General features: G+C 60.1%; 16 protein-coding genes. 10 read left to right on the top strand and 6 right to left on the bottom strand.

Annotated features, from left to right (window positions below):
* Nucleotides 1–4: 4 nt before the first annotated feature.
* Genes FMN63_RS29240 through hypF form a run of 4 tightly spaced genes read left to right on the top strand, consistent with a single transcriptional unit; the run spans nucleotide 5 to nucleotide 6170 of the window.
* Complete coding sequence (locus FMN63_RS29240) at nucleotides 5–1375, top strand: sensor histidine kinase (protein WP_148587685.1); 1371 nt, start codon at nucleotides 5–7, stop codon at nucleotides 1373–1375.
* On the top strand, nucleotides 1356–2381 hold the full coding sequence (locus FMN63_RS29245; protein ID WP_148587686.1) for an NADH-quinone oxidoreductase subunit B family protein: 1026 nt from the start codon (nucleotides 1356–1358) through the stop codon (nucleotides 2379–2381). The genes FMN63_RS29240 and FMN63_RS29245 overlap by 20 nt, the downstream gene beginning before the upstream one ends.
* Nucleotides 2381–3835, top strand: coding sequence for a nickel-dependent hydrogenase large subunit (locus FMN63_RS29250; protein ID WP_148587687.1), 1455 nt, complete (start codon nucleotides 2381–2383; stop codon nucleotides 3833–3835). Before FMN63_RS29245 ends, FMN63_RS29250 begins: the two co-directional genes overlap by 1 nt.
* Before the next feature lie 7 nt (nucleotides 3836–3842).
* A complete protein-coding gene (hypF, locus tag FMN63_RS29255) occupies nucleotides 3843–6170 on the top strand; it encodes a carbamoyltransferase HypF (protein WP_148587688.1) in 2328 nt (775 codons plus the stop codon).
* A gap of 37 nt (nucleotides 6171–6207) precedes the next feature.
* Here hypF and FMN63_RS29260 read toward each other — a convergent pair whose 3' ends face one another.
* A complete protein-coding gene (locus FMN63_RS29260; protein ID WP_148587689.1) occupies nucleotides 6208–7500 on the bottom strand; it encodes an NAD(P)/FAD-dependent oxidoreductase in 1293 nt (430 codons plus the stop codon).
* A gap of 71 nt (nucleotides 7501–7571) precedes the next feature.
* On the opposite strand from FMN63_RS29260, the gene FMN63_RS29265 reads away from it, so the two are divergent.
* Nucleotides 7572–7949, top strand: coding sequence for a RidA family protein (locus FMN63_RS29265; RefSeq protein WP_148587690.1), 378 nt, complete (start codon nucleotides 7572–7574; stop codon nucleotides 7947–7949).
* Between the two features lie 121 nt (nucleotides 7950–8070).
* On the opposite strand, the gene FMN63_RS29270 is transcribed toward FMN63_RS29265, so the two are convergent.
* From FMN63_RS29270 to FMN63_RS29285, 4 genes are read right to left on the bottom strand one after another with little or no spacing between them, the layout of a single operon-like run.
* On the bottom strand, nucleotides 8071–9321 hold the full coding sequence (locus FMN63_RS29270) for an ABC transporter substrate-binding protein (RefSeq protein ID WP_148587691.1): 1251 nt from the start codon (nucleotides 9319–9321) through the stop codon (nucleotides 8071–8073).
* A 54-nt stretch (nucleotides 9322–9375) separates the two neighbouring features.
* Nucleotides 9376–10434, bottom strand: coding sequence for an aldo/keto reductase (locus FMN63_RS29275; RefSeq protein WP_148587692.1), 1059 nt, complete (start codon nucleotides 10432–10434; stop codon nucleotides 9376–9378).
* Nucleotides 10431–10778, bottom strand: coding sequence for a TIGR04076 family protein (locus tag FMN63_RS29280; protein ID WP_148587693.1), 348 nt, complete (start codon nucleotides 10776–10778; stop codon nucleotides 10431–10433). Before FMN63_RS29280 ends, FMN63_RS29275 begins: the two co-directional genes overlap by 4 nt.
* Nucleotides 10775–11509 (bottom strand): GntR family transcriptional regulator, encoded by a 735-nt coding sequence (locus FMN63_RS29285; protein ID WP_286192795.1) that lies wholly within the window; start codon nucleotides 11507–11509, stop codon nucleotides 10775–10777. The genes FMN63_RS29280 and FMN63_RS29285 overlap by 4 nt, the downstream gene beginning before the upstream one ends.
* Before the next feature lie 69 nt (nucleotides 11510–11578).
* On the opposite strand from FMN63_RS29285, the gene FMN63_RS29290 reads away from it, so the two are divergent.
* The 5 genes from FMN63_RS29290 to FMN63_RS29310 all read left to right on the top strand — a co-directional run bounded on the left by FMN63_RS29290 (nucleotide 11579) and on the right by FMN63_RS29310 (nucleotide 16507).
* Complete coding sequence (locus FMN63_RS29290; RefSeq protein WP_148587714.1) at nucleotides 11579–12430, top strand: ABC transporter ATP-binding protein; 852 nt, start codon at nucleotides 11579–11581, stop codon at nucleotides 12428–12430.
* On the top strand, nucleotides 12427–13167 hold the full coding sequence (locus tag FMN63_RS29295; RefSeq protein WP_148587694.1) for an ABC transporter ATP-binding protein: 741 nt from the start codon (nucleotides 12427–12429) through the stop codon (nucleotides 13165–13167). Before FMN63_RS29290 ends, FMN63_RS29295 begins: the two co-directional genes overlap by 4 nt.
* On the top strand, nucleotides 13164–14078 hold the full coding sequence (locus FMN63_RS29300; protein ID WP_148587695.1) for a branched-chain amino acid ABC transporter permease: 915 nt from the start codon (nucleotides 13164–13166) through the stop codon (nucleotides 14076–14078). The genes FMN63_RS29295 and FMN63_RS29300 overlap by 4 nt, the downstream gene beginning before the upstream one ends.
* Nucleotides 14075–15070, top strand: a complete 996-nt coding sequence (locus FMN63_RS29305; protein ID WP_148587696.1) for a branched-chain amino acid ABC transporter permease — start codon at nucleotides 14075–14077, stop codon at nucleotides 15068–15070. Before FMN63_RS29300 ends, FMN63_RS29305 begins: the two co-directional genes overlap by 4 nt.
* Before the next feature lie 258 nt (nucleotides 15071–15328).
* Nucleotides 15329–16507, top strand: a complete 1179-nt coding sequence (locus FMN63_RS29310) for a pyridoxal phosphate-dependent aminotransferase (RefSeq protein ID WP_148587715.1) — start codon at nucleotides 15329–15331, stop codon at nucleotides 16505–16507.
* A 152-nt stretch (nucleotides 16508–16659) separates the two neighbouring features.
* Here FMN63_RS29310 and FMN63_RS29315 read toward each other — a convergent pair.
* Nucleotides 16660–19291, bottom strand: a 2632-nt coding sequence (locus tag FMN63_RS29315) for an autotransporter outer membrane beta-barrel domain-containing protein (protein WP_205514420.1), incomplete at its 5' end; no start/stop codon positions are given.

Here is a 19291-nt window from a genome sequence, read left to right on the forward strand (position 1 = left end):
GCTCATGACAACGCGTCTGCCAGAAAGCCATGCCGCTCATGACCTCAAAGTGCCGCAGCTGAGCAGCGCGATTGAGGGAACTGGCGATACCGTCTGGATTGAGGTGATCCAGAAAATGGATGAGGTTTATACCGACCTCGTCGATTCCCAGACGGCGCTGGAGGAACAAAACGCACGGCTGGAGGAAGCACAGGACTTCATCGGCTCAGTCCTTGGCGCCATGACAGACGTGCTTGTCGCCTGCGACACGGATGGCCGTATCCAGCAGGTAAACCCGGCCCTGGAGGCGATTGCCGGAAAACGCGAACGGACCCTCATCGGCCGGCCGATCACGGAGCTGTTTCAGGAAAAATCGCAATCGGTTGTCACCGGGTTTCTGGAAACTCTCCGGTCCGGTGGAAGCATTGACCAGCAAGATGTGTCGCTGGTGGCATCGGACAGCCAGAACGCCCTGATTTCAACCATTTGCACCGCGCGCCGGGACCATCGCGGCCGGCTGGTCGGCATGGTGCTGGTGGGGCGGCCTGTCGGAGAATTGAAACGCGCCTACCGGGATCTCGACGCTGCCCAGGCAAAATTGTCCAGAACACAGCAGCAACTCTTCGTCTCGGAAAAAATGGCTGCGCTCGGCCGGCTCGTCGCCGGGGTCGCCCATGAACTCAACAATCCGATCAGCTTCGTTTTCGGCAATATGTACGCGCTGAAGCGCTATGGCTCCGCCATCACACGCTATCTGACGGCCAGTGACGAGAACAAGTCACCCGAGGAAATGAAGGTGCTCCGCAAGGACCTCAAGATAGACCAGGTTCTGCGGGACATCGGCCCACTGGTCGATGGCACCCTGGAAGGGGCGGAGCGGGTGCGCGATATCGTGCAGGAGCTACGGCGCTTCTCCTCCAATCAGCAGGAGCAGCCGGAGGAATTCAACGCGGTGCGGCTGATCCACACGGCGGCGGACTGGGTGATCAAGGCACAAAGGGTAAAGCCTGACTTGCAGCTGAATCTTCCGGACCGGCTGGAGATGACAGGACGCAAGGGACAGCTGCATCAGATCCTGGTTAATCTGGTGCAGAACGCGGCGGATGTGCTCGACGGACGTCCGGACGGACAAATTCTGCTGTCAGGTATGCAGCAGGGGGAGGATATCGTCATCAAGGTCGCCGACAATGGAACCGGCATATCCGACGCCCACCGGGACAAGATCTTCGAGCCCTTTTTCACCACGAAACCGATCGGCACGGGCACCGGCCTCGGGCTTTATATCAGCTACAACATGGCCGCCAAACAGGGCGGCAGCCTGTCGGTCGAAAACCGGCCTGCGGGTGGGGCCGAGTTCACTTTAAGGATACCGGCCGATGTCCGCACCGAGACCTGATAGGGCTGCTCCGGTCCGCCTGTTCTGGATACAGTCGGGAGGCTGTGGCGGCTGTTCGCTGTCGCTGCTCGGCGCCGAGGCCCCTGATCTGGTCACCGTGCTGGAGGCCGCCAATATCGAGGTTCTGTGGCACCCGTCGCTCAGTGTTTCGAGTGGCGCCAGTGTCATCGGTATGATGGAGCGCATCCGCGACGGCGAGGAACCGCTTGATATCCTGTGCCTGGAAGGGTCAGTCATGCGTGGACCGAACGGCACGGGCCGTTTCCACATGATGGCGGGAACCGGCAAACCGGTGATGGCGTGGATCGAGGCCCTGGCGAAAAAGGCACGCTATGTCATCGCGGTGGGTAGCTGCGCAGCCTTTGGCGGGATCACCGCTGCCGGCAGCAACGAACCCGAGGCCTGTGGCCTTGCCTATGACGGACGCAAGCCGGGTGGATTGCTAGGACCGGAATTCCGCTCCGGTGCGGGCTTACCGGTCATCAACGTCGCCGGATGCCCGATCCATCCGGGCTGGCTGACCGAAACCCTGCATCAGATTTCCAGCGGCCGGTTTTCGCAAAAGGACATCGACGAGTGGGAACGGCCGCTCTCCTACACCACGCATCTGGTTCACCACGGCTGCGCCCGCAATGAATTCTATGAGTTCAAGGCAAGTGCCGAACGCCTGTGCGATCTCGGCTGCATGATGGAAAACCTTGGCTGCAAGGGAACCCAGGCCCGGGCCGATTGCAACATGCGCAGCTGGAATGGCGCGGGCTCTTGTCTGGATGGCAATTACCCTTGCATCAACTGCACGGCGCCTGGCTTCGAGGAGCCGGGGCACGGCTTTACCGAAACCCCTAAGATCTCAGGTATTCCGGTTGGTCTGCCAACCGACATGCCAAAGGCTTGGTTCGTGGCACTGGCATCGCTCTCCAAGGCGGCAACGCCGAAACGGCTCAAGGAAAATGCGGTGGCCGATCACTTCCGGCGGCCGCCCGTCGACAAGCAAAAGAAGAGCTGATGACAACCCGTCTGATTGTTGGACCGTTCAACCGCGTGGAAGGGGATCTGGAAGTCAAACTGGACATCCGGGACGGTCGCGTGACCCAGGCCCAGGTGGTTTCACCGCTCTACAGGGGGTTTGAGCGGATCCTCGCGAGCAAACCACCGCTCGACGCGCTGGTTTATGCGCCGCGCATTTGCGGCATTTGCTCCGTGTCGCAGTCGGTTGCCGCCGCAAAATCCCTGGCTGCAGCCATGGGCCTTTCCATGCCCGCGAATGGCGAACTGGCCGTCAATCTCATTCACGCCACGGAAAATGTCGCCGACCACCTGACCCATTTCTACCTGTTCTTCATGCCCGATTTCGCCCGGGAGGTGTACAGAAACGAAAGCTGGCACGAGGATGCCCTCGACCGTTTCACGGCGATGCAAGGCACGGCGGCGCGGGATATGCTGCCCGCCCGGGCTCAGTTCATGCACGTGCTCGGCCTGCTTGCCGGCAAATGGCCACACACGCTGACCGTCCAGCCTGGCGGCTCGACGCGGTCGGTTTCCGCCGGTGAAACGGCCCGCCTTGCGGCAATCCTGGCCGCCTTCAGGGCGTTTCTTGAACGTCATCTTTTCGGCGACAAACTTGAACGGATTGCCGGGCTTTCGTCAGCGCAGGAGTTGTCGGCCTGGGCTGCCGAAAAACCGGCGACAGGCGGCGACTTCCGGCGTTTCCTGCACTATGCGCAAAGCCTCGATCTTCCGTCCCTTGGCCCGTCAGCCGGGCATTTCATGAGCTTTGGCTCCTACCAGGAAGGCGGCTCGTGGATGTTCCAGCCGGGTGTCTTCGCAGAGGGCGAGACCCGACCGCTGGATCCCGGTCTGATTGCGGAAGACCTGAGCCATGCCTGGTACGCGGCGCCGGACGGACCGCAAGCGCCCTTCACGGGAGAAACCAGGCCAGATGCGGACCGGCAAGACGCTTATAGCTGGTGCAAGGCGCCCCGGCTTGGTGGCCGGGTGATGGAGGTTGGCGCGTTGGCTCGGCAACTGGTCGATGGCCACCCGATGATACGCGATCTCGTTTCTGCTTCCGGCGGGAATGTCTATACCCGTGTCGTCGCGCGCGTGACCGAAATCGCCCTGGTGGTGATGGCCATGGAACGTTGGGCTGCGGACCTTGTGCCGGAACAGCCCTTCATCGTGCATGGCCGTATGCCGGACGAGGCCGAAGGCATCGGGCTGACGGAAGCGGCGCGCGGCTCGCTGGGGCACTGGTTGCGGGTGGAGAAGGGCCGTATCGCCAATTACCAGATCATTGCACCAACAACCTGGAACTTCTCGCCGCGCGACGAGACCGGTGTGCCTGGTGCGCTGGAACAGGCGCTCGCCGGAGCACCGGTCCGGGCGGGCGAAACCGAACCTGTGGCGGTTCAGCATATCGTCCGTTCGTTCGACCCCTGCCTTGTTTGCACGGTGCACTGAGAACGCCATGGATCCGGACCCTCCCGAAAGCACAGGTCGCCGCATCAGGGTGAGGGGACTGGTACAGGGTGTCGGCTTCCGGCCACACGTCTGGCGGCTGGCCCGGGATTGGGGGCTCTCCGGAACCGTCCGCAACGATGGCGCTGGCGTGGAGATCGATGCCTGGGGAGGCGAAAAGTTGCTCGACGCTTTTCTGGCGGAGCTTGCCGAAAAAGCACCGCCGCTGGCCCGGATCGACAGCATCTCCTGGAGCAGCCTTGCCGAGCCTGCACCGGACGCAGATTTCGAGATTTCCGCAAGCACGGGCGGAGCCGTGTCGACCGGCATTGTACCTGACGCCGCTGTGTGTCCGGCCTGCCTTGCCGATGTGCGCGACCCGGAAAACCGGCGCTTCGGCTATGCCTTCACCAATTGCACTCACTGCGGGCCGCGGCTCTCCATCGTGCGGGCCATTCCGTATGACCGGGCCAACACGTCGATGGATGCTTTTCCCATGTGCGACAATTGCCGGACGGAATACGGGGACCCCGCCGACCGGCGGTTCCATGCGCAGCCGAACGCCTGCCCCACATGCGGACCGAGGCTGTGGCTTGAAGACCGGAACGGACCGGTTGACTGCGCGGCTCCGCTTGAGGAGGCCGCACGGCGCATCAAGGCGGGTCAAATCGCCGCGATCAAGGGAATCGGCGGGTTTCATCTTGCCTGCGACGCCCGCAACGAGAGCGCCGTCGCAGAGCTGCGCCGGCGCAAACGACGGCCGGCGAAACCGCTGGCTCTGATGGCGGCGGATCTGGCGGACATCCGGGCCTATTGCCGGGTCTCGACTGAAGAACAGACCGCGCTTACAAGTCCGGCGGCGCCGATTGTCCTGCTTCGCAGGAACGGAGAGCAACTGGCACCTTCACTCGCGCCGGGGCAGGACCAGCTCGGCTTCATGCTGCCCTATACGCCCTTGCATCATCAACTGCTGAGCGAGACCGGCGGACCGCTGGTGTTTACGTCCGGTAACCTCTCAGACGAACCGCAGGCGACAGCCAATGACGCTGCCAGGAAGCGTCTTTCCGGCATCGCCGATATCTGGCTGATGCACGACCGGGACATCGTCAACCGGCTGGACGATTCCGTTGTTCGCATCGATACCTCAGGCCCACAAATTCTCCGCCGCGCCAGAGGCTTCGCCCCGGCGCCGATTGTCCTGCCCGAGGCGTTCTCGGAAGCTGTGCCCGTGCTGGCGATGGGCGGCGAATTGAAATCTGCGTTCTGCCTGCTGAAGGACGGCCAGGCGATCTTGTCCCAGCACCTGGGCGATCTGGAAGAGGCGACGACCCACGCCCAATACCGCCGGACGCTGGCGCTCTACCGGCAGATCTACCGGCACGATCCACAGGTCATCGCTGTCGATCAGCATCCGGATTACCTGTCTTCCCAATGGGGGCAGAAGCTGGCCAGGGAAAGCGGAGCCCGCATCGTTTCCGTGCAGCATCATCACGCCCATCTCGCGGCCTGCCTTGCGGGCAATCATCTGGCACCGGGAGAAGAACGATCCCTCGGCCTTGTGCTGGACGGGCTGGGGCGCGGCCCGGACGGGATGATCTGGGGCGCGGAGATCCTGCTGGGCGACTATCGGATTTTTGAACGCAAGGGCCATTTCCTGCCTGTCCCGCTGCCGGGCGGGACAAAGGCTGTTCGCGAACCCTGGCGGAACCTTGTGGCCCATCTGATGGCGGCCTTCGGGCCGGCCTATCTGGAAGAGGTGTCAAACGGGCTGCTGGCAGCGGCGCTTCGCGCGAAACCCCTGCCGGTCCTCGACAAGATGATTTTGTCCAACATCAACGCGCCACTGTCGTCCTCCGCCGGCCGCCTGTTCGACGCAGTCGCCGGCGCTCTCGGTGTGTGTTTCGAAGCCCAGGACTACGAGGGCCATGCCGGTATGGCGCTGGAATGCCTCGCGCGACCCTTCATTGCGAGTGAAACGGGATATCCGGTTGCCATCAGCTACGGCGAGAGCGCCGTGATTTCCTGGGAACCGATGTGGCGCAGCCTCTTGAGCGATGTCGGCGCGGGTGTTGAAACCGGACGCATCGCAGCCCGGTTCCATCTGGGACTGATCCGGGGACTGACCGAAATGGTCGCGGCAATCAGCGCCTCCTGCGGCGTCGGCCGCGTGGCCCTGTCCGGCGGTGTGATGCAAAACCAGATCTTGCACGAGGGCTTGACCCGGGAACTTGAGAAAGCGGGTCTGGACGTGTTGTCCCACAGCCTGGTTCCCGCGAATGACGGCGGACTGGCCCTCGGACAAGCAATGATCGCCGGGGCTCTCAGCGCGACGATGTGAGACGCTTCGGTTGACCCCTGAACCCGTTGCTCAACGTTTAGCGCGCCAATTTGTCTTCAATGCGCGCCATGATCAGGCTGGCTGACGTGGCAAGTGGCATCAAACTATGGAACGGCAATCGCCGAACCTTGCGAAGGGGTATCGGAAGCCTGTCGACAGGGGCGCCCATAAGGGCGTCCGCAAGAACCCGGCCGAGTTGCGTTGTCATCGCGATCCCACGGCCGTTACACCCGATGCCTGCGAAGGCATTGTCGCCCATGCAATGGATGCGCGGCAGGAAGTCCGGCGTCATGGCTGCCACACCAGTCCAGACCACTTCGATTTCAGGAACCGTTGGAAGAGAGAGCTCGTGGGCGAGACGGTTCACGATTGCCTCGCCCAACCGCTTCTTTGCACCGATCGGGATTGCTGACATCCCTCCGGAGATCAGCCGGTTCTCCCTATCGAGGCGATAAGTGAAAAGGTTCTTGCGAGTATCGCCTACGCTGCGGCGATCCGGAGCAATACGGTCAACGACCTCTTGCGCAATTGGACGTGTCGCAACTTGATAGACTCGCAACGGGACCGTCGATAGTCCCAGTCTTCTGGAAACACCTTTGGTAAAGGCGTTCGTACAGTAGACAATCTGTCTTGCCGACAAGGTGCGACCGTCTTCGAGTGTCAGGTGCCAGTTCGCGTTCTCTTGCCGCGCCTGTTTGACACATGCAGCTTCGTGAACAGTTCCCCCTTGAGCTTCGACGGCATGGGCAAGACCAAAGAGATAATCCAGCGGGTGGATTGTGCCGCCGCTCTCGTCGAGCAACGCGCCCTTGTAAAGGGTCATACCGGTCTGCTGCAGGATTTCCGGCTGTGAAAGATACCGGACAGGGCGGTTTCTGGACTGCCAGAATTCGGCCCGGCCCTTGAGCATATCCGCAGCATCATCCGTGACGGCGGGGTTCAGCCAGCCGGATTGCAAGGCATCACAGGCAATACCATGGTCACGAATGGTCTCGAAAACCGCATCCGCGCCCTGACTGACCAGATCCAGAAGCGCATTGCCTTTCTCCTCACCCAGTTTCCGGTGAACAACCTGAGGATCAGCGAGCGCAAAATTGGGCACGACGAAACCGGCATTTTGGCCGCTTGCCCCTTCTCCGAGGAAGCTACGTTCCAGAACGGCAACCTTCCTGCCTGCCCGCGCAAGACAGAGCGCCGTTGTCAGCCCGGTAAACCCGGCACCAATAACCGCCACATCAACAGTATCGGGCAGGGATGCCATTGTGCTGAAGGAACCGCGCGCAGTCCGGCGCCAGAGCGTGTCCTGTTTTTCCATATTGCTGGCTCGCATTCTATTTGCCTTGCAAAATCCGATAAAATAAACTCTTGATCATTGATCAAAGATAGAACACGAGGCACACCATGCGCTACGCAATTTCATCCGGCTCCCCTTTCGAAAAGATCGGCGGTTACTCCCGCGCGATCGTTGACGACGACTGGGTTTTCATCTCAGGAACGTCCGGCTATGTGGAAGGCGAAACCGATGCCGATGACGCCGTAGGGCAGACAAAAAAGGCGCTTGAGATCATCTCCTCCACGCTCGCCGAAGCGGGGGGCGGGTTAGGCGATATCGTTTCACTCAGGGTCTTTGTCGCGCGCCGGGAAGATATCATCGACATCGCCAAACACCTCGGGACCGTTTTCCAGGACCCACGCCCGACAAACACCACGGTGACCTGCGGTTTCGTGACCGATGAAATCAAGGTCGAGATCGAGGTTACCGCGCGCATTCGGAAGTAAACGATCAAGACCCTGTTTCGAGGTACAAACCCGAGCAGACTTCAAAGCTGCTGCCCTCTGGCTCTCCGGAGGGCAGCAGCGAGGCGGCGACGCAAGACGCCGTCTCTTTTCGTTTCCAAGGTCACATTTCAGATTTTATTCCAGCAACTTCCTCGGCACTGATCGTGCCGGTTACCGTGACCTTTCCGTCGGTTATCTTCCATAGACGGAAGGGACCGGTGATATCGCCATACTGATCGAAGCTTACCGGGCCGATGACACCTTCGTATTTGATCGGCTTGCCTTCCTCGATCAGCGCGAGCGCTTTCTTGAATTCTTCAGCGCCTGCATAGATCGGCTCGCCTTCCTGGCTGGTCACCTGGCGGATTGCATCGCGAATTTTCGCCGGCGAAGCTTCCCCTGCCTGCGCAATCGCCAGCGCCGTGATAGCACCTGCATCATAGGAGCGATCAGCAGCCGGCGCGTCGGGTGCAATGCCACCGGAAACGTCTGCAAAGTGCTCGTAGAAATACTTTGTCGAGGGCGTCTCTGCCGTGCCGGAGGAGGTGCCATAGGCTTCGTTCAGATATTGCGCCCCGACCGAGTTGATGAAGTCTTCCGAATTCATGCCGTCGTTCAGCAGGAATTTCTGCGGGCCGCCATTGGAGATCCAGGCGCGGGCAATCGTTGCCCCGTCAACCGGCGTGCTGATGAGATAGAGCGCGTCCGGTTCACCCGCCATCGCGGCGCTGGCTTCGGACGAGTAGTTCGACTGTTTTTCGTTGTAAGGCGTCACCGACGTGATTTCGCCGCCCATGGCTTCGAACGCAGCAGAAAACTCTCGCATCAGGTTGAGGCCAAAGTCGTTGTTCACATGAATAATCGCGAGCTTTTTCAAACCCTGGTCAATGGCATACTTGGCTGCCGCGGTACCCTGCAGTGCGTCCGAGGTGATGGTGCGGAAGAAGTATCCATCGGTCTTGCCTTCCTTTGCCAACGCAGTCAGCGTCGGGGTGGAGGAGGCAGGAGAGATCTGGACGATCTTGGCCGGAGCGGTCACCGAGGTCAAAATCGGGACCGACACCGAGGAAATAATGCCGCCGATGATGACCGGCACCTTGTCGATGTTGACCAATTGGGTCGCCTGATCGACTGCCACGTTGCCCTGGCTCTGGCTGTCGCGCGTATCGGCGACGATATCGCACCCCAGCACACCGCCGGCTTCGTTGATGTCATTGAAGGCCATCTCGATAGCTTTGGCGCCGGCCTGACCATAAACACCGGCGGGACCGGTCAGTTCGAGGACGAGACCAACCTCGATGTCGCAATCTTTGGCGACACTCGCGGTTGCCGACAGAGCAAGAATGCTCGTTGCAAGAAGCAGTTTCTTCATGGACGACTCCTGTTGGTTTAGCTGTGGAATACCCTCTGGGGCATTAAGAGAGGTTCAGGCCTCTTCTTTGTTGAGGTTGTATTTCATGATGGCACCGTGCCGCCCTTGGCGGTCACGCTCGAGCGCGTAGACGTCTCCATCGAGCGCACTGGCTCCGCCGAGAACAGCTTCGATCTCGGCGAGATCTTCCTGTGTCAGCGAGAGGTTGGAAATTGCGACATTTCCCGCAAGATGGTCGGCGTTACGGGCGCCTACGATTGCTGCCGCGACATGCGCGCGCGTGAGCACTGCGGCAGAGGCAACAGTGGCAATGTCGGTGTCGTGCCGGTCAGCGATCGTCCGCAGCGTGGAGAGCAGCGATTGCAACAAATCCCAACCGCCGAGATCCTCGATCACAAGGTAGTATTTCACGAGAGAGCGGTTTTCGAACTCAGACCTGGGATCGGGTTTGCCGAGCCATTTGTCGGACAGAAAACCGCCCGCGACAGTGCCGTAACACAGAAAGGAAAACCCCTCCCGCGCAGCAAGCGCCGCCATGCGCTTTTCCGGACGACGGTCGAGAAGTGAATATTGAACCTGCATGGACGCAAGCCGGATACCTGCGTCGAACATTGCCGCGACGTGTTCGGTGTCGAAATTGGTCCCGCCCAGAAGATGGATATGACCCTCGTCTTGAAACTCGCGAAGCCAGCTTGCCGTCTGAAGCCAGTCGCCCTGGGCGTAGTCCCACCAGTGAAACTGCACGAGATCGAGACGTTCGACACCCAGGCGCTTGCGGGAACGATCGATCATGGCTCGTAGATCGCTCCGTGTCAGCCGGTTCAGTTTGTCGAGGTCAGGCACGCATTTGGTATGAACGCGAATGCGGGACAGCGCTTCGGAACCCCGTTGGTTGCCGTAAGCGGCCCGGAACGCCCCCATAATCTCCTCAACGCCGGTATAGATGTCGGCACAATCGAACGTGGTGATGCCTGCATCGGCGAAGGCAACAAGATCCTGGACAGCACGGTCCCGATCGACCGAGCCATGACCGCCCGCAAGCTGCCAGCCGCCACGGATCACACGGGAAATTTCGTAGCCCGGGGCCAGTTCAATGCGTTTCGCTCCGCTCATTTTGCTTCCTTTGGCATCGGAACTGCTGTCGTGTCGGCGTGGTTGAACACCCGTTTATCCAAACGGGTGATCCGCAATCTTGTGCTGCAGTTCGGATCAGGGCAGGCAACGTCCGCGTCCGTGCTCATCCAGTCCGCCGGATGAGTTTCGCGTTGTTTTGCGGCCAGCAGCGGAAGAACGGAGGCCAGGGAGTAGATCGAAAACCCCTGATCTTTCGGCAGGTGGAGCATTTCCCCCCGCAGTTCAAAGTAGTCGCCCACCTTGGCGCCGCAATAAATTGGACCGCCTTCGGGAGCGACAACTTCGACCCGCAAATCGTACAGTTCAAAGGTCTCGCCGCTCATGCCTCAAGGCCCCCTTCCAGAATCTGCTTCCGGATGAGATTGAAACTCTGGGTGATGTCCTCATGCAACGCGGCGACGGCCCGGTCCGCGTCCCTGGCTTCCAGCGCTTCGATGAGTGCCCAATGGTGGTGGATTGCCGTCAGGTTCGGATTTTTGCCGTAGATCGTCGCTGCGGTCCGCACGTAAGGACCAGACTGAAGCCAGAGGCTTTTGACCACCGGCAAGAGAACCTTCGATCCTGCCGCTTCGTAAATGCCGAAATGAAACCGATAGTTCAGAAGCGACGTCTCCGCCGCGCAACTCTCGTCCAGCGCCGCAAAAGCCGCTTCGCATTCTTCTGTCAGCTGCTTGAGTTCGTTGAGGCTTTCTTGCGTCAGCCGCTGCGCGGCTATTCTGACCAGCTCGCCTTCTATCAGGCAACGGGCGCTTTTCAGGTCCTCAATCGCCTCCTCGCTTATGAGCGGCACGCGGACGGAGCGGGACTGCATGACTTCCAGCGCATTTTCGGACACGAGCCGGGCAAGCGCTTCGCGAACCGGCATAACGGAGACAGCCAGCTGATCTGCCAGCGACTGCATGCGGAGCACTTGCCCTGCCTCGAAGACCCCATGCATGAGGTTGCGGCTGACTTCCTGGTAGACGCGTTCCCGAAGGGATTCACGCTGGACGCGTGCGAGTTCGGGCAAGGCGGAAACGCGCCCCGACGGCTTCTGCTCGGGTAGAGTAGACAATTTGCCAATCTCCAAAAAATTTCGTGCCTAAAGCTTTTTTGCTTGATCGATACCTCAATGTCAATATCTTTGATCAAAGATACAAACTCGACACATGGGCTCTACGACCTGAAACAGCAACAGGGAAAAGATGTGACATCGCTCATCGAAAAAGGCGGTTTTCTGCTGCAGGCCAAAGACCTCACGCGGAGCTTCGGTGGTTTCAGAGCCGTGGACGGCATGTCTCTGGACTTGAAGAGAGGCGAATTGCTGGGGCTTATCGGCCCGAATGGCGCAGGGAAGACGACCATGTTCAACATGCTCGCGGGCACATTGCCGCCGAGCAGTGGAGAAATCAGGATCCTGGGCGCCGATGTAACCAACGAAGGCGCACACAAACGGGCCCGGCGCAAAATGGGCCGCAGTTTCCAGATCCCGAGACCCTTTCCGAACATGACCGTTTTGGAAAATGTCCTGACCGGTGCCCAGAACCAGGCAGGGGAGCGGCTGCTGGACGTGTGTTTACGGCCGGGTGCCGTGCGCCGCGATGAAAAGGCCGCACAGGAAAAGGCTCATGCCTTGCTGGATTTCCTTCTGCTATCGCATCTGGAAAACCAACCGGCTTCGGTGCTCTCCGGAGGGCAGCGCAAACTGCTTGAGCTTGCTCGCATTCTCATGGCGGACCCGGAGATGATCCTTTTGGACGAGCCGGCAGCAGGCGTGAACCCAAGCCTCCTCGAACAGATCATGGAGCGGATCGTGGCACTCAACGAAAAGCACGAAAAGACGATCCTGATCATCGAGCACAACATGGACATGATCGCTCAGCTGTGTTCACGCGTCGTCGTCATGGCAACCGGCAAAGAGCTGACCCAGGGAAAACCGGACGACGTGATCCGCGACCCGGACGTGATCCGCGCCTATCTGGGAGAGGACGCATGAAGAGCGAAATTCTCAAGCTGCAAGGTCTCGTCTCCGGTTATCAGCCCGACCTGCCGATCATTCAGGGGGTGGACCTGAGCGTAGGCGAGGGGGAATTCGTTGTTCTGCTCGGGCCGAACGGTGCTGGGAAATCGACTCTTGTGAAAACCATAGCCGGACTTGTCCCTGTGCATTCGGGGCGGGTGGTCCTCGCGGGAGCCGATCTCACCGATGTGCCAACGCACCGCAAGATGCGCCAGGGCCTGGGCTTTGTTCCGCAGACCGAGAATATTTTCGCCACGATGAGCATTCGCGAAAACCTGCAACTTGCGGCGCAGGTTCTTCCGAAAGCACATCGTGCTGCAAGAATCGACGCGATGCTGGCCATGTTTCCGGATCTCGCCTCACGCCAGTCGACCCGGTCCGGGGCGCTGTCGGGCGGTCAGCGCCAGATGCTTGCCTGCGCGCGCGCTCTCATCGTTGAACCGCAAATCCTTATACTCGACGAACCTTCCGCCGGGCTGTCACCCAAGATGGTCTCGGAAGTCTTCGAACAACTCGTACGGATCAATGCCTCGGGCGTCACCACCATCCTTGTCGAACAGAACGTCAAGGCCGGACTGCAAATCGCAAGCCGCGGCGTGATCCTCGTGGAGGGCCGTGTTGCTCATGATGCACCGGCAGACGGGCTCCTGGGGGACCCGGTCGTTTCCGAGCTTTATCTCGGCGGTCACAAAAAAGAAGAGGTCACGGCATGATCACGCAAGCCATCATGGATGGTCTCATTAACGGCGGGATCATCGGACTCGGTGCAATCGGTGTGACGCTGACTTACTCGATCCTGCGTTTCGCCAACTTCGGGCATGGTGAACTGCTGAGTTGGGGCGCCTATGTGGCCTTGTCCCTGAGCGCAGCGCTCGGCGCGCTGCTGCCATCACTCAGCACTCCGATAGGTCCGTTTTCTTTCGGCTGGTCCGTGCCGATTGCCCTGATCGGCTCGATGATCCTGACCGCACTTCTGGCACTGACGGTCGACTGGCTCCTTTTTGGCCGTCTGCGTCGCTCCGGCTCGGCAATCATCATCCTGGTGATGGCCTCCTTCGGAGCAGCCCTGGCCCTGCGGAACCTGCTCGAGTTCATTTACACATCCAAGCCGGCGTATTTCACCAACGCGCTGCAAATCTCGAAACCTCTGTTCGGCGGCATGCGGGCAACGCCCGACCAGCTCCTGGTTCTTGGTCTTGCCGTCGTAACCGTGGTGCTGGTGCATCTCCTGCTCACCCGCACACCTGCCGGCCGCGCAATGCGCGCCGTGTCCGAGAACGCCCAGCTTGCCGCGCTGACCGGCATAGACGTGCGCAACGTCATCCGTCTTGTCTGGATACTGGGCGCCGCGCTTGCGGCAGTGGCCGGTGTCATGTCGGGCCTGCTTGTCCAGATTCGGCCTACAATGGGGCTCGATCTGCTCCTGCCGCTGTTCGCAGCCTCCATCCTCGGAGGCATCGGGTCGGTTCCCGGCGCCATGTTGGCCGGCCTGATTGTCGGTCTCGCAGAAGCGTTGACGGTGCAGGTCATCGGCGCTGAATGGCGCGCTGCAGTCGCCTTCGTCATTCTCGTGGCAGTGCTTCTGCTGCGCCCCAACGGACTTTTCGGAAAGGCACCGGCATGATCTTCGACCTTCTTTCCTATGGCGCCTTCTTTCTGACCATGGCCCTCAGCTACGCGGTCATCTGTCTTGGCCTCAATGTGCAATGGGGACAGACCGGATTGTTCAATGTCGGCGTTGCGGGTTTTGTAGCGGTTGGCGCCTATACCTCCGCGCTGCTGACAACGCCTTTCATCGCGGATCGCATTGGCGGCTTCGGCCTGCCGATCGTGATCGGCTGGCTCGGGGGAGGGCTTGTCGCGGGGCTCCTGTCCGCGGCCCTCGGATTTATCACTCTGCGGCTACGGTCGGACTACCTCGCAATCGCGACATTTGGCGCGGCGGTGATGATCCAGCTTGTGCTTCTGAATCTGGTCGGACTTACGGGCGGCCCGTTCGGGATTGGCTTTATCCCCCGTCCCTTTGGCGACCTGGCGGAGAACACCGACCTCTTCAGCTATGCGAACCTGGCGGTGATGGCCGCGCTCGTGAGTGTGACCTATCTTGTGCTTGAACACCTGGTTCGCTCGCCCTGGGGGCGTGTCTTGCGCGCGATCCGCGAAGACGAGACCGCCGCTCGCGGACTTGGAAAAAACCCGGAGGCCTACCGGCTTCAGGCCTTTGCCATCGGCGGCTTCGTGATGGGACTCGGTGGAGCGGCGCAGGCCCATTTCATCGGCTTTATCGCCCCCGACAATTACCTTCCGACTTTGACATTCCAGGTCTGGACGATGCTGATCATCGGGGGTTCGGGCAACATGCGGGGCGCGATCCTCGGCGGCGTGCTCGTCTGGGGCATCTGGGCGGTATCCGGCAACGTCGTTTCACAATTCTTCCCGGCCAGCGAGCAGGCACGTGCGTCCTCCCTGCAAATCGTGCTTATCGGCATTGCCCTGTGTGTCGTGCTGCTCTTCCGCCCGCGCGGCATTCTTGGAGAAAACGCGACAGTGTCACGGCACATCAAGGCCCGGAAAAAGCCCGTTACGGGCAGCGCCAAGCTGAGTACCCGCACATGATTTCTTCTTCTGTGCGTAGTGAAAGCCCCACGCGAATGCGTCCGTGGAAGACACAGGCATTACGCGTTTCACCGCAGTGACATGAGCCAAAGTTCCGGCTCTTGACCCGAAGCAGATAAATCCGCTGGCGGCCACGCGCCTGTGTGGGCACCGGCCCGGAGATCTCCGGCCGTCCATCCTCCGCCACGGCCGAGGGCCGGACGCCGCGGGAACCAATGCACTCAATCAGATCAACCGGAAATGAAGAACGGCAAGATGATGAAACACCTCGCAAAACGTATCACCAACACCTCGCCAAAATCCTTCGGCATGTTCCAGAAAGCGGCGATGTCCGGGCGTGACGACTTGATTCACCTCGAAGTCGGCCGTCCTTTCGCCGATACGCCGCAGCCTATCAAGGACGCGACCATCAAGGCTCTTCAGGACGGCTGCGTTCACTATTCCGATCTCGCCGGTCTGCCGCATCTGCGCGAGGCTCTTGCCGAAAAGCTGAAGCGCAAGAACAAGCTGGACGTCGGCGCTGACCGGATCATCGTCACCAATGGTCTGACGCATGGGTCCTATGCCGCTCTCATGGCTTTTCTCGACGAGGGCGACGAGGCGATCCTGCTCGAACCTTATTATCCGCAGCACATCGGCAAGATCGAAATGGCGGGCGCTGTGCCGGTGATTGCGCCACTTGACGCAGCAAACGGGTTTCGGCTCGACGCCGCGATGATCGAGGCAAAGATCACCGACCGCACCAAGATGATCGTGCTCATCAATCCCTGCAATCCGACGGGCCGCGTCTATAGCCGGGACGAGCTGCAGTCTCTGGCGGATCTCGCCATCAAGCACGATCTGCTCGTCGTATCGGATGAAGTCTATGAGGATATTCTTTACGACAACGCCGAGCATATCTCCATCGCCTCGCTGGACGGCATGGACGACCGCACGGTCACACTGTTTGCCTTCACCAAGAGCTACGCCATGGACGGCTGGCGCCTCGGTTACATGGTTGCGCCCAAGGCGGCCATCGGTGCGCTTTTGAAGATCACGGCAAACGACGTAACGCACGTGAACACGTTTATTCAGGAAGGCGCCTACGCCGCGGTTACGGGCGATCCGGCGATTTTGGATGGATTGATCGCGGAAGACGCCGAAAAACGCCAGATGGTTGTCAGCCGGTTAAATCAAATGCCAGGCATCACCTGCGAATGGCCCGAAGGCACGATCTACGCGTTCCCCGACATCAGCGGCACTGGCCTTCGTTCCCAGGAGTTTGCCGACAAACTTCTCGATGAATCCGGTGTTGTGGTCGAGGCTGGCAGCTTCTACGGCCAGACGGGGGAGGGCCATGTGCGCGTGTGCTTCGGTTCCACATCGCTTGCGGAAATCGACACCGCCATGAGCAGAATTCAGGCCTTCGTTAGCGCACGTGTTCCCGAAGAAGCCTAGGTGTGCTTTCCAATGAGGTTTCTCACCGAGTGAGGTTCAGACGGCTGATCAGGGTAACGCCGTTGGTGGCGTGAAACAGAGACAGGATAGCCATTTATGTAGATGGCTATCCTGACAAGGACCTATGAAAAGCTGGCGCTCTTCTGCGGGCTTCAGAACTTTATCGACAACCGGGCATTCAGTCCGTGGTTCTGTGTTTCGCGTGCAAGCTGACCGGAGTAGGAAACCTCAAAGTTCGTGTTTGCCCCGAGGTTTACCCCCAGACCCGCATCGACCAGCGCCATATCCTGCGCGAACGGAGCCCCTTCCACCGTGAAGCTGTCGCCTCCGGAAGAGAACGCCTGCTCGAAAGTGGCATTTTCCGAGCTTGCATGCTGCCAGGCAAGACCAGCCTTCGCAGTTGTTTTTGCCCCGAACAGGTTGAATGCGGATTGTGCTCGTAAGCCCATCCAGAAAAAGGTGGTGTCCTCGCCCTGTCCGTCGGCTGACAGAGCGGCCGTGCCGCCGTTTTCGGTAAATCCGCGGCTGCCCAGATGCACCAGCGCAAGGCCTGCGAATGGCTCGAGGTCGACAACACCAGCGTCAAACGCATAGCCTGTTTCGGCGAAGACCTGCGAGGAATAGATGTTCTGATCGGAGCTCAGAGACTGCGACAGCGTGCTTGTCGCCCTCACATCCCTGTCCACCGCGGCCTTGTTGTAGGCCGTCGCGACACCGCCCTTGTAGGTCAGTCCGTTCCAGACGCCGCCGGCGTAGAGGCCAAGGTGATAGCTGTCTGTGACTGCCTTGGAATTCAGCTGGTCCACCGAGACGTTGGTACGGGTGTAACCTGCCAGGACACCGAGCGTCAGCGTCTCGGAGAGGGTGTGGTCGTAGCCAACGAGGAAACCACCTGTCGTGCTGTCGGCCCGGTAAGTTTCACCCCCGGAACCGTAGCGGCCCCAGCTGCCGATCGCGGAACCCCAGAGGTTCGGGCCCGAAGCGTCACTGCGCTGGAGCCGTGACAAGGCCGCGTCCCTGGTCTGTCGACTGTCGCTCACCAGTACGGAGCGCAGAGACGCATTGATTTCACCGGAAAGGCTGTCGAACGCGGTCTGGGCTGCAGCTTCATCGGAAACCGTCGTGACCACTGCCAGATAAACCGGACTTGAGTATCCGAGGCTTTCAATCGCCGCCGCCGTCTGGGTCTGGTTGAACGTTCGAGCGGTGGAAATCATATCGATGTCGTTGCGCAGAAGCGTTAGTGCAACATCATTGCCGGTCCCGGCTGCGTAGTTCAGGGAGGCGTCCAGAAACGTCAGATTGTCTTTTACCGTGGCGAACGACCCCGTGACCGCGTCGCTGCCGTCGTTTTCGATGATGGTGAAGGGACCCGTCGGGCCGTAGGCCCAGTTGGCCACGTTCGTTGGCGACAGAACCAGGTCCAGGGTCATGGCACTGATGTCGACCGCGCCATTGACAATCAGCTTGTCGGCACTCGGCGTGCCGGACGCGTCTCCGTCCACTTCGATCTCAAGCGTTCCCGAACCGGACAGATTGCCGTTGATCGTTGTCGTGCCAATGGAATTGCCAGGCGCCAGCCGGCCGGCGTTGGTCACGTTGCCTGTGATCGAACCGTGCCCCCCAAGAGTAGCCCCGCTGGCGACAGAAATGTTCGCGTCAACGCTGGCACCGCTTTTGGAAGAATCCGAGCCGACGATCAACTTGCCATTCGACACTGTCACTCCGCCACCGAAGGTGTTGCCGGCCTGATCCAGATTCAGCGTTCCTCCACCCGCTAACGTGAACCTTTGAGTTGAGCTGATCGTGTTGCTTACGATCAACTTCACCCCGTCCAGTTTAAGCTCGCTCGTGCTGCTGATCTTCAGTTCCTTGATGGTCGCGGACCCGCTGCCAGACAACGTCAGGACGCCGCCGGCCAAGTTGAACCTCGTTGCGGCCCCTAGACTGGAAGCATTGAAGAATAGCTCACCAGCACTCAACAGGGTTTCACCGGTGAGCGAATAGGTGCCCGTCATGGTCAAGGCGCCGGCGCCACTTTTTTCAAAGTTCCCATCTCCGGAGACTGCCCCGGTATAGCTGCTATCCGACGTCTGATTGAAACGCATTCTCGCGCCCGACGAGACGTTGATATTGCCGGTTACGGACGTTGTGCTGGCTTCCAGCGTTCCTGCGGACACATCCGTTCCGCCTGTGTAGGTGTTGTTGCCCGACAGGCTCAGAGTGCCGGCACCACTTTTTTCAAAACGCCCGGCCCCGGTGATTGCCCCGCTATAGCTGCCATTTGACGTCTGATTGAAACGCATACTTGCGCCCGACGAAACGTTGATATTGCCGGTTACGGACGTTGTGCTGGCTTCCAGCGTTCCTCCGAACACATCCGTTCCGCCCGTGTAGGTATTGCGACCCTTCAGGCTCAGAGTGCCGGCACCACTTTTTTCAAAACGCCCGGCCCCGGTGATTGCCCCGCTATAGATGCTATCCGACGTCTGATTGAAACGCATTCTCGCGCCCGACGAAACGTTGATATTGCCGGACACGGACGTTGTGCTGGCTTCCAGCGTTCCTGCGGACACATCCGTCCCACCCGTATAGGTGTTGCGGCCCGTCAGGCTCAGAGTGCCGGCACCACTTTTTTCAAAGCGCCCAGCCCCGGAGATTGCCCCGCTATAGATGCTATCCGACGTCTGATTGAAACGCATTCTCGCGCCCGACGAAACGTTGATATTGCCGGACACGGACGTTGTGCTGGCTTCCAGCGTTCCTGCGGACACATCCGTTCCA

Source organism: Stappia sp. BW2, from assembly GCF_008107695.1.
Taxonomy (GTDB): Bacteria; Pseudomonadota; Alphaproteobacteria; order Rhizobiales; family Stappiaceae; genus Roseibium.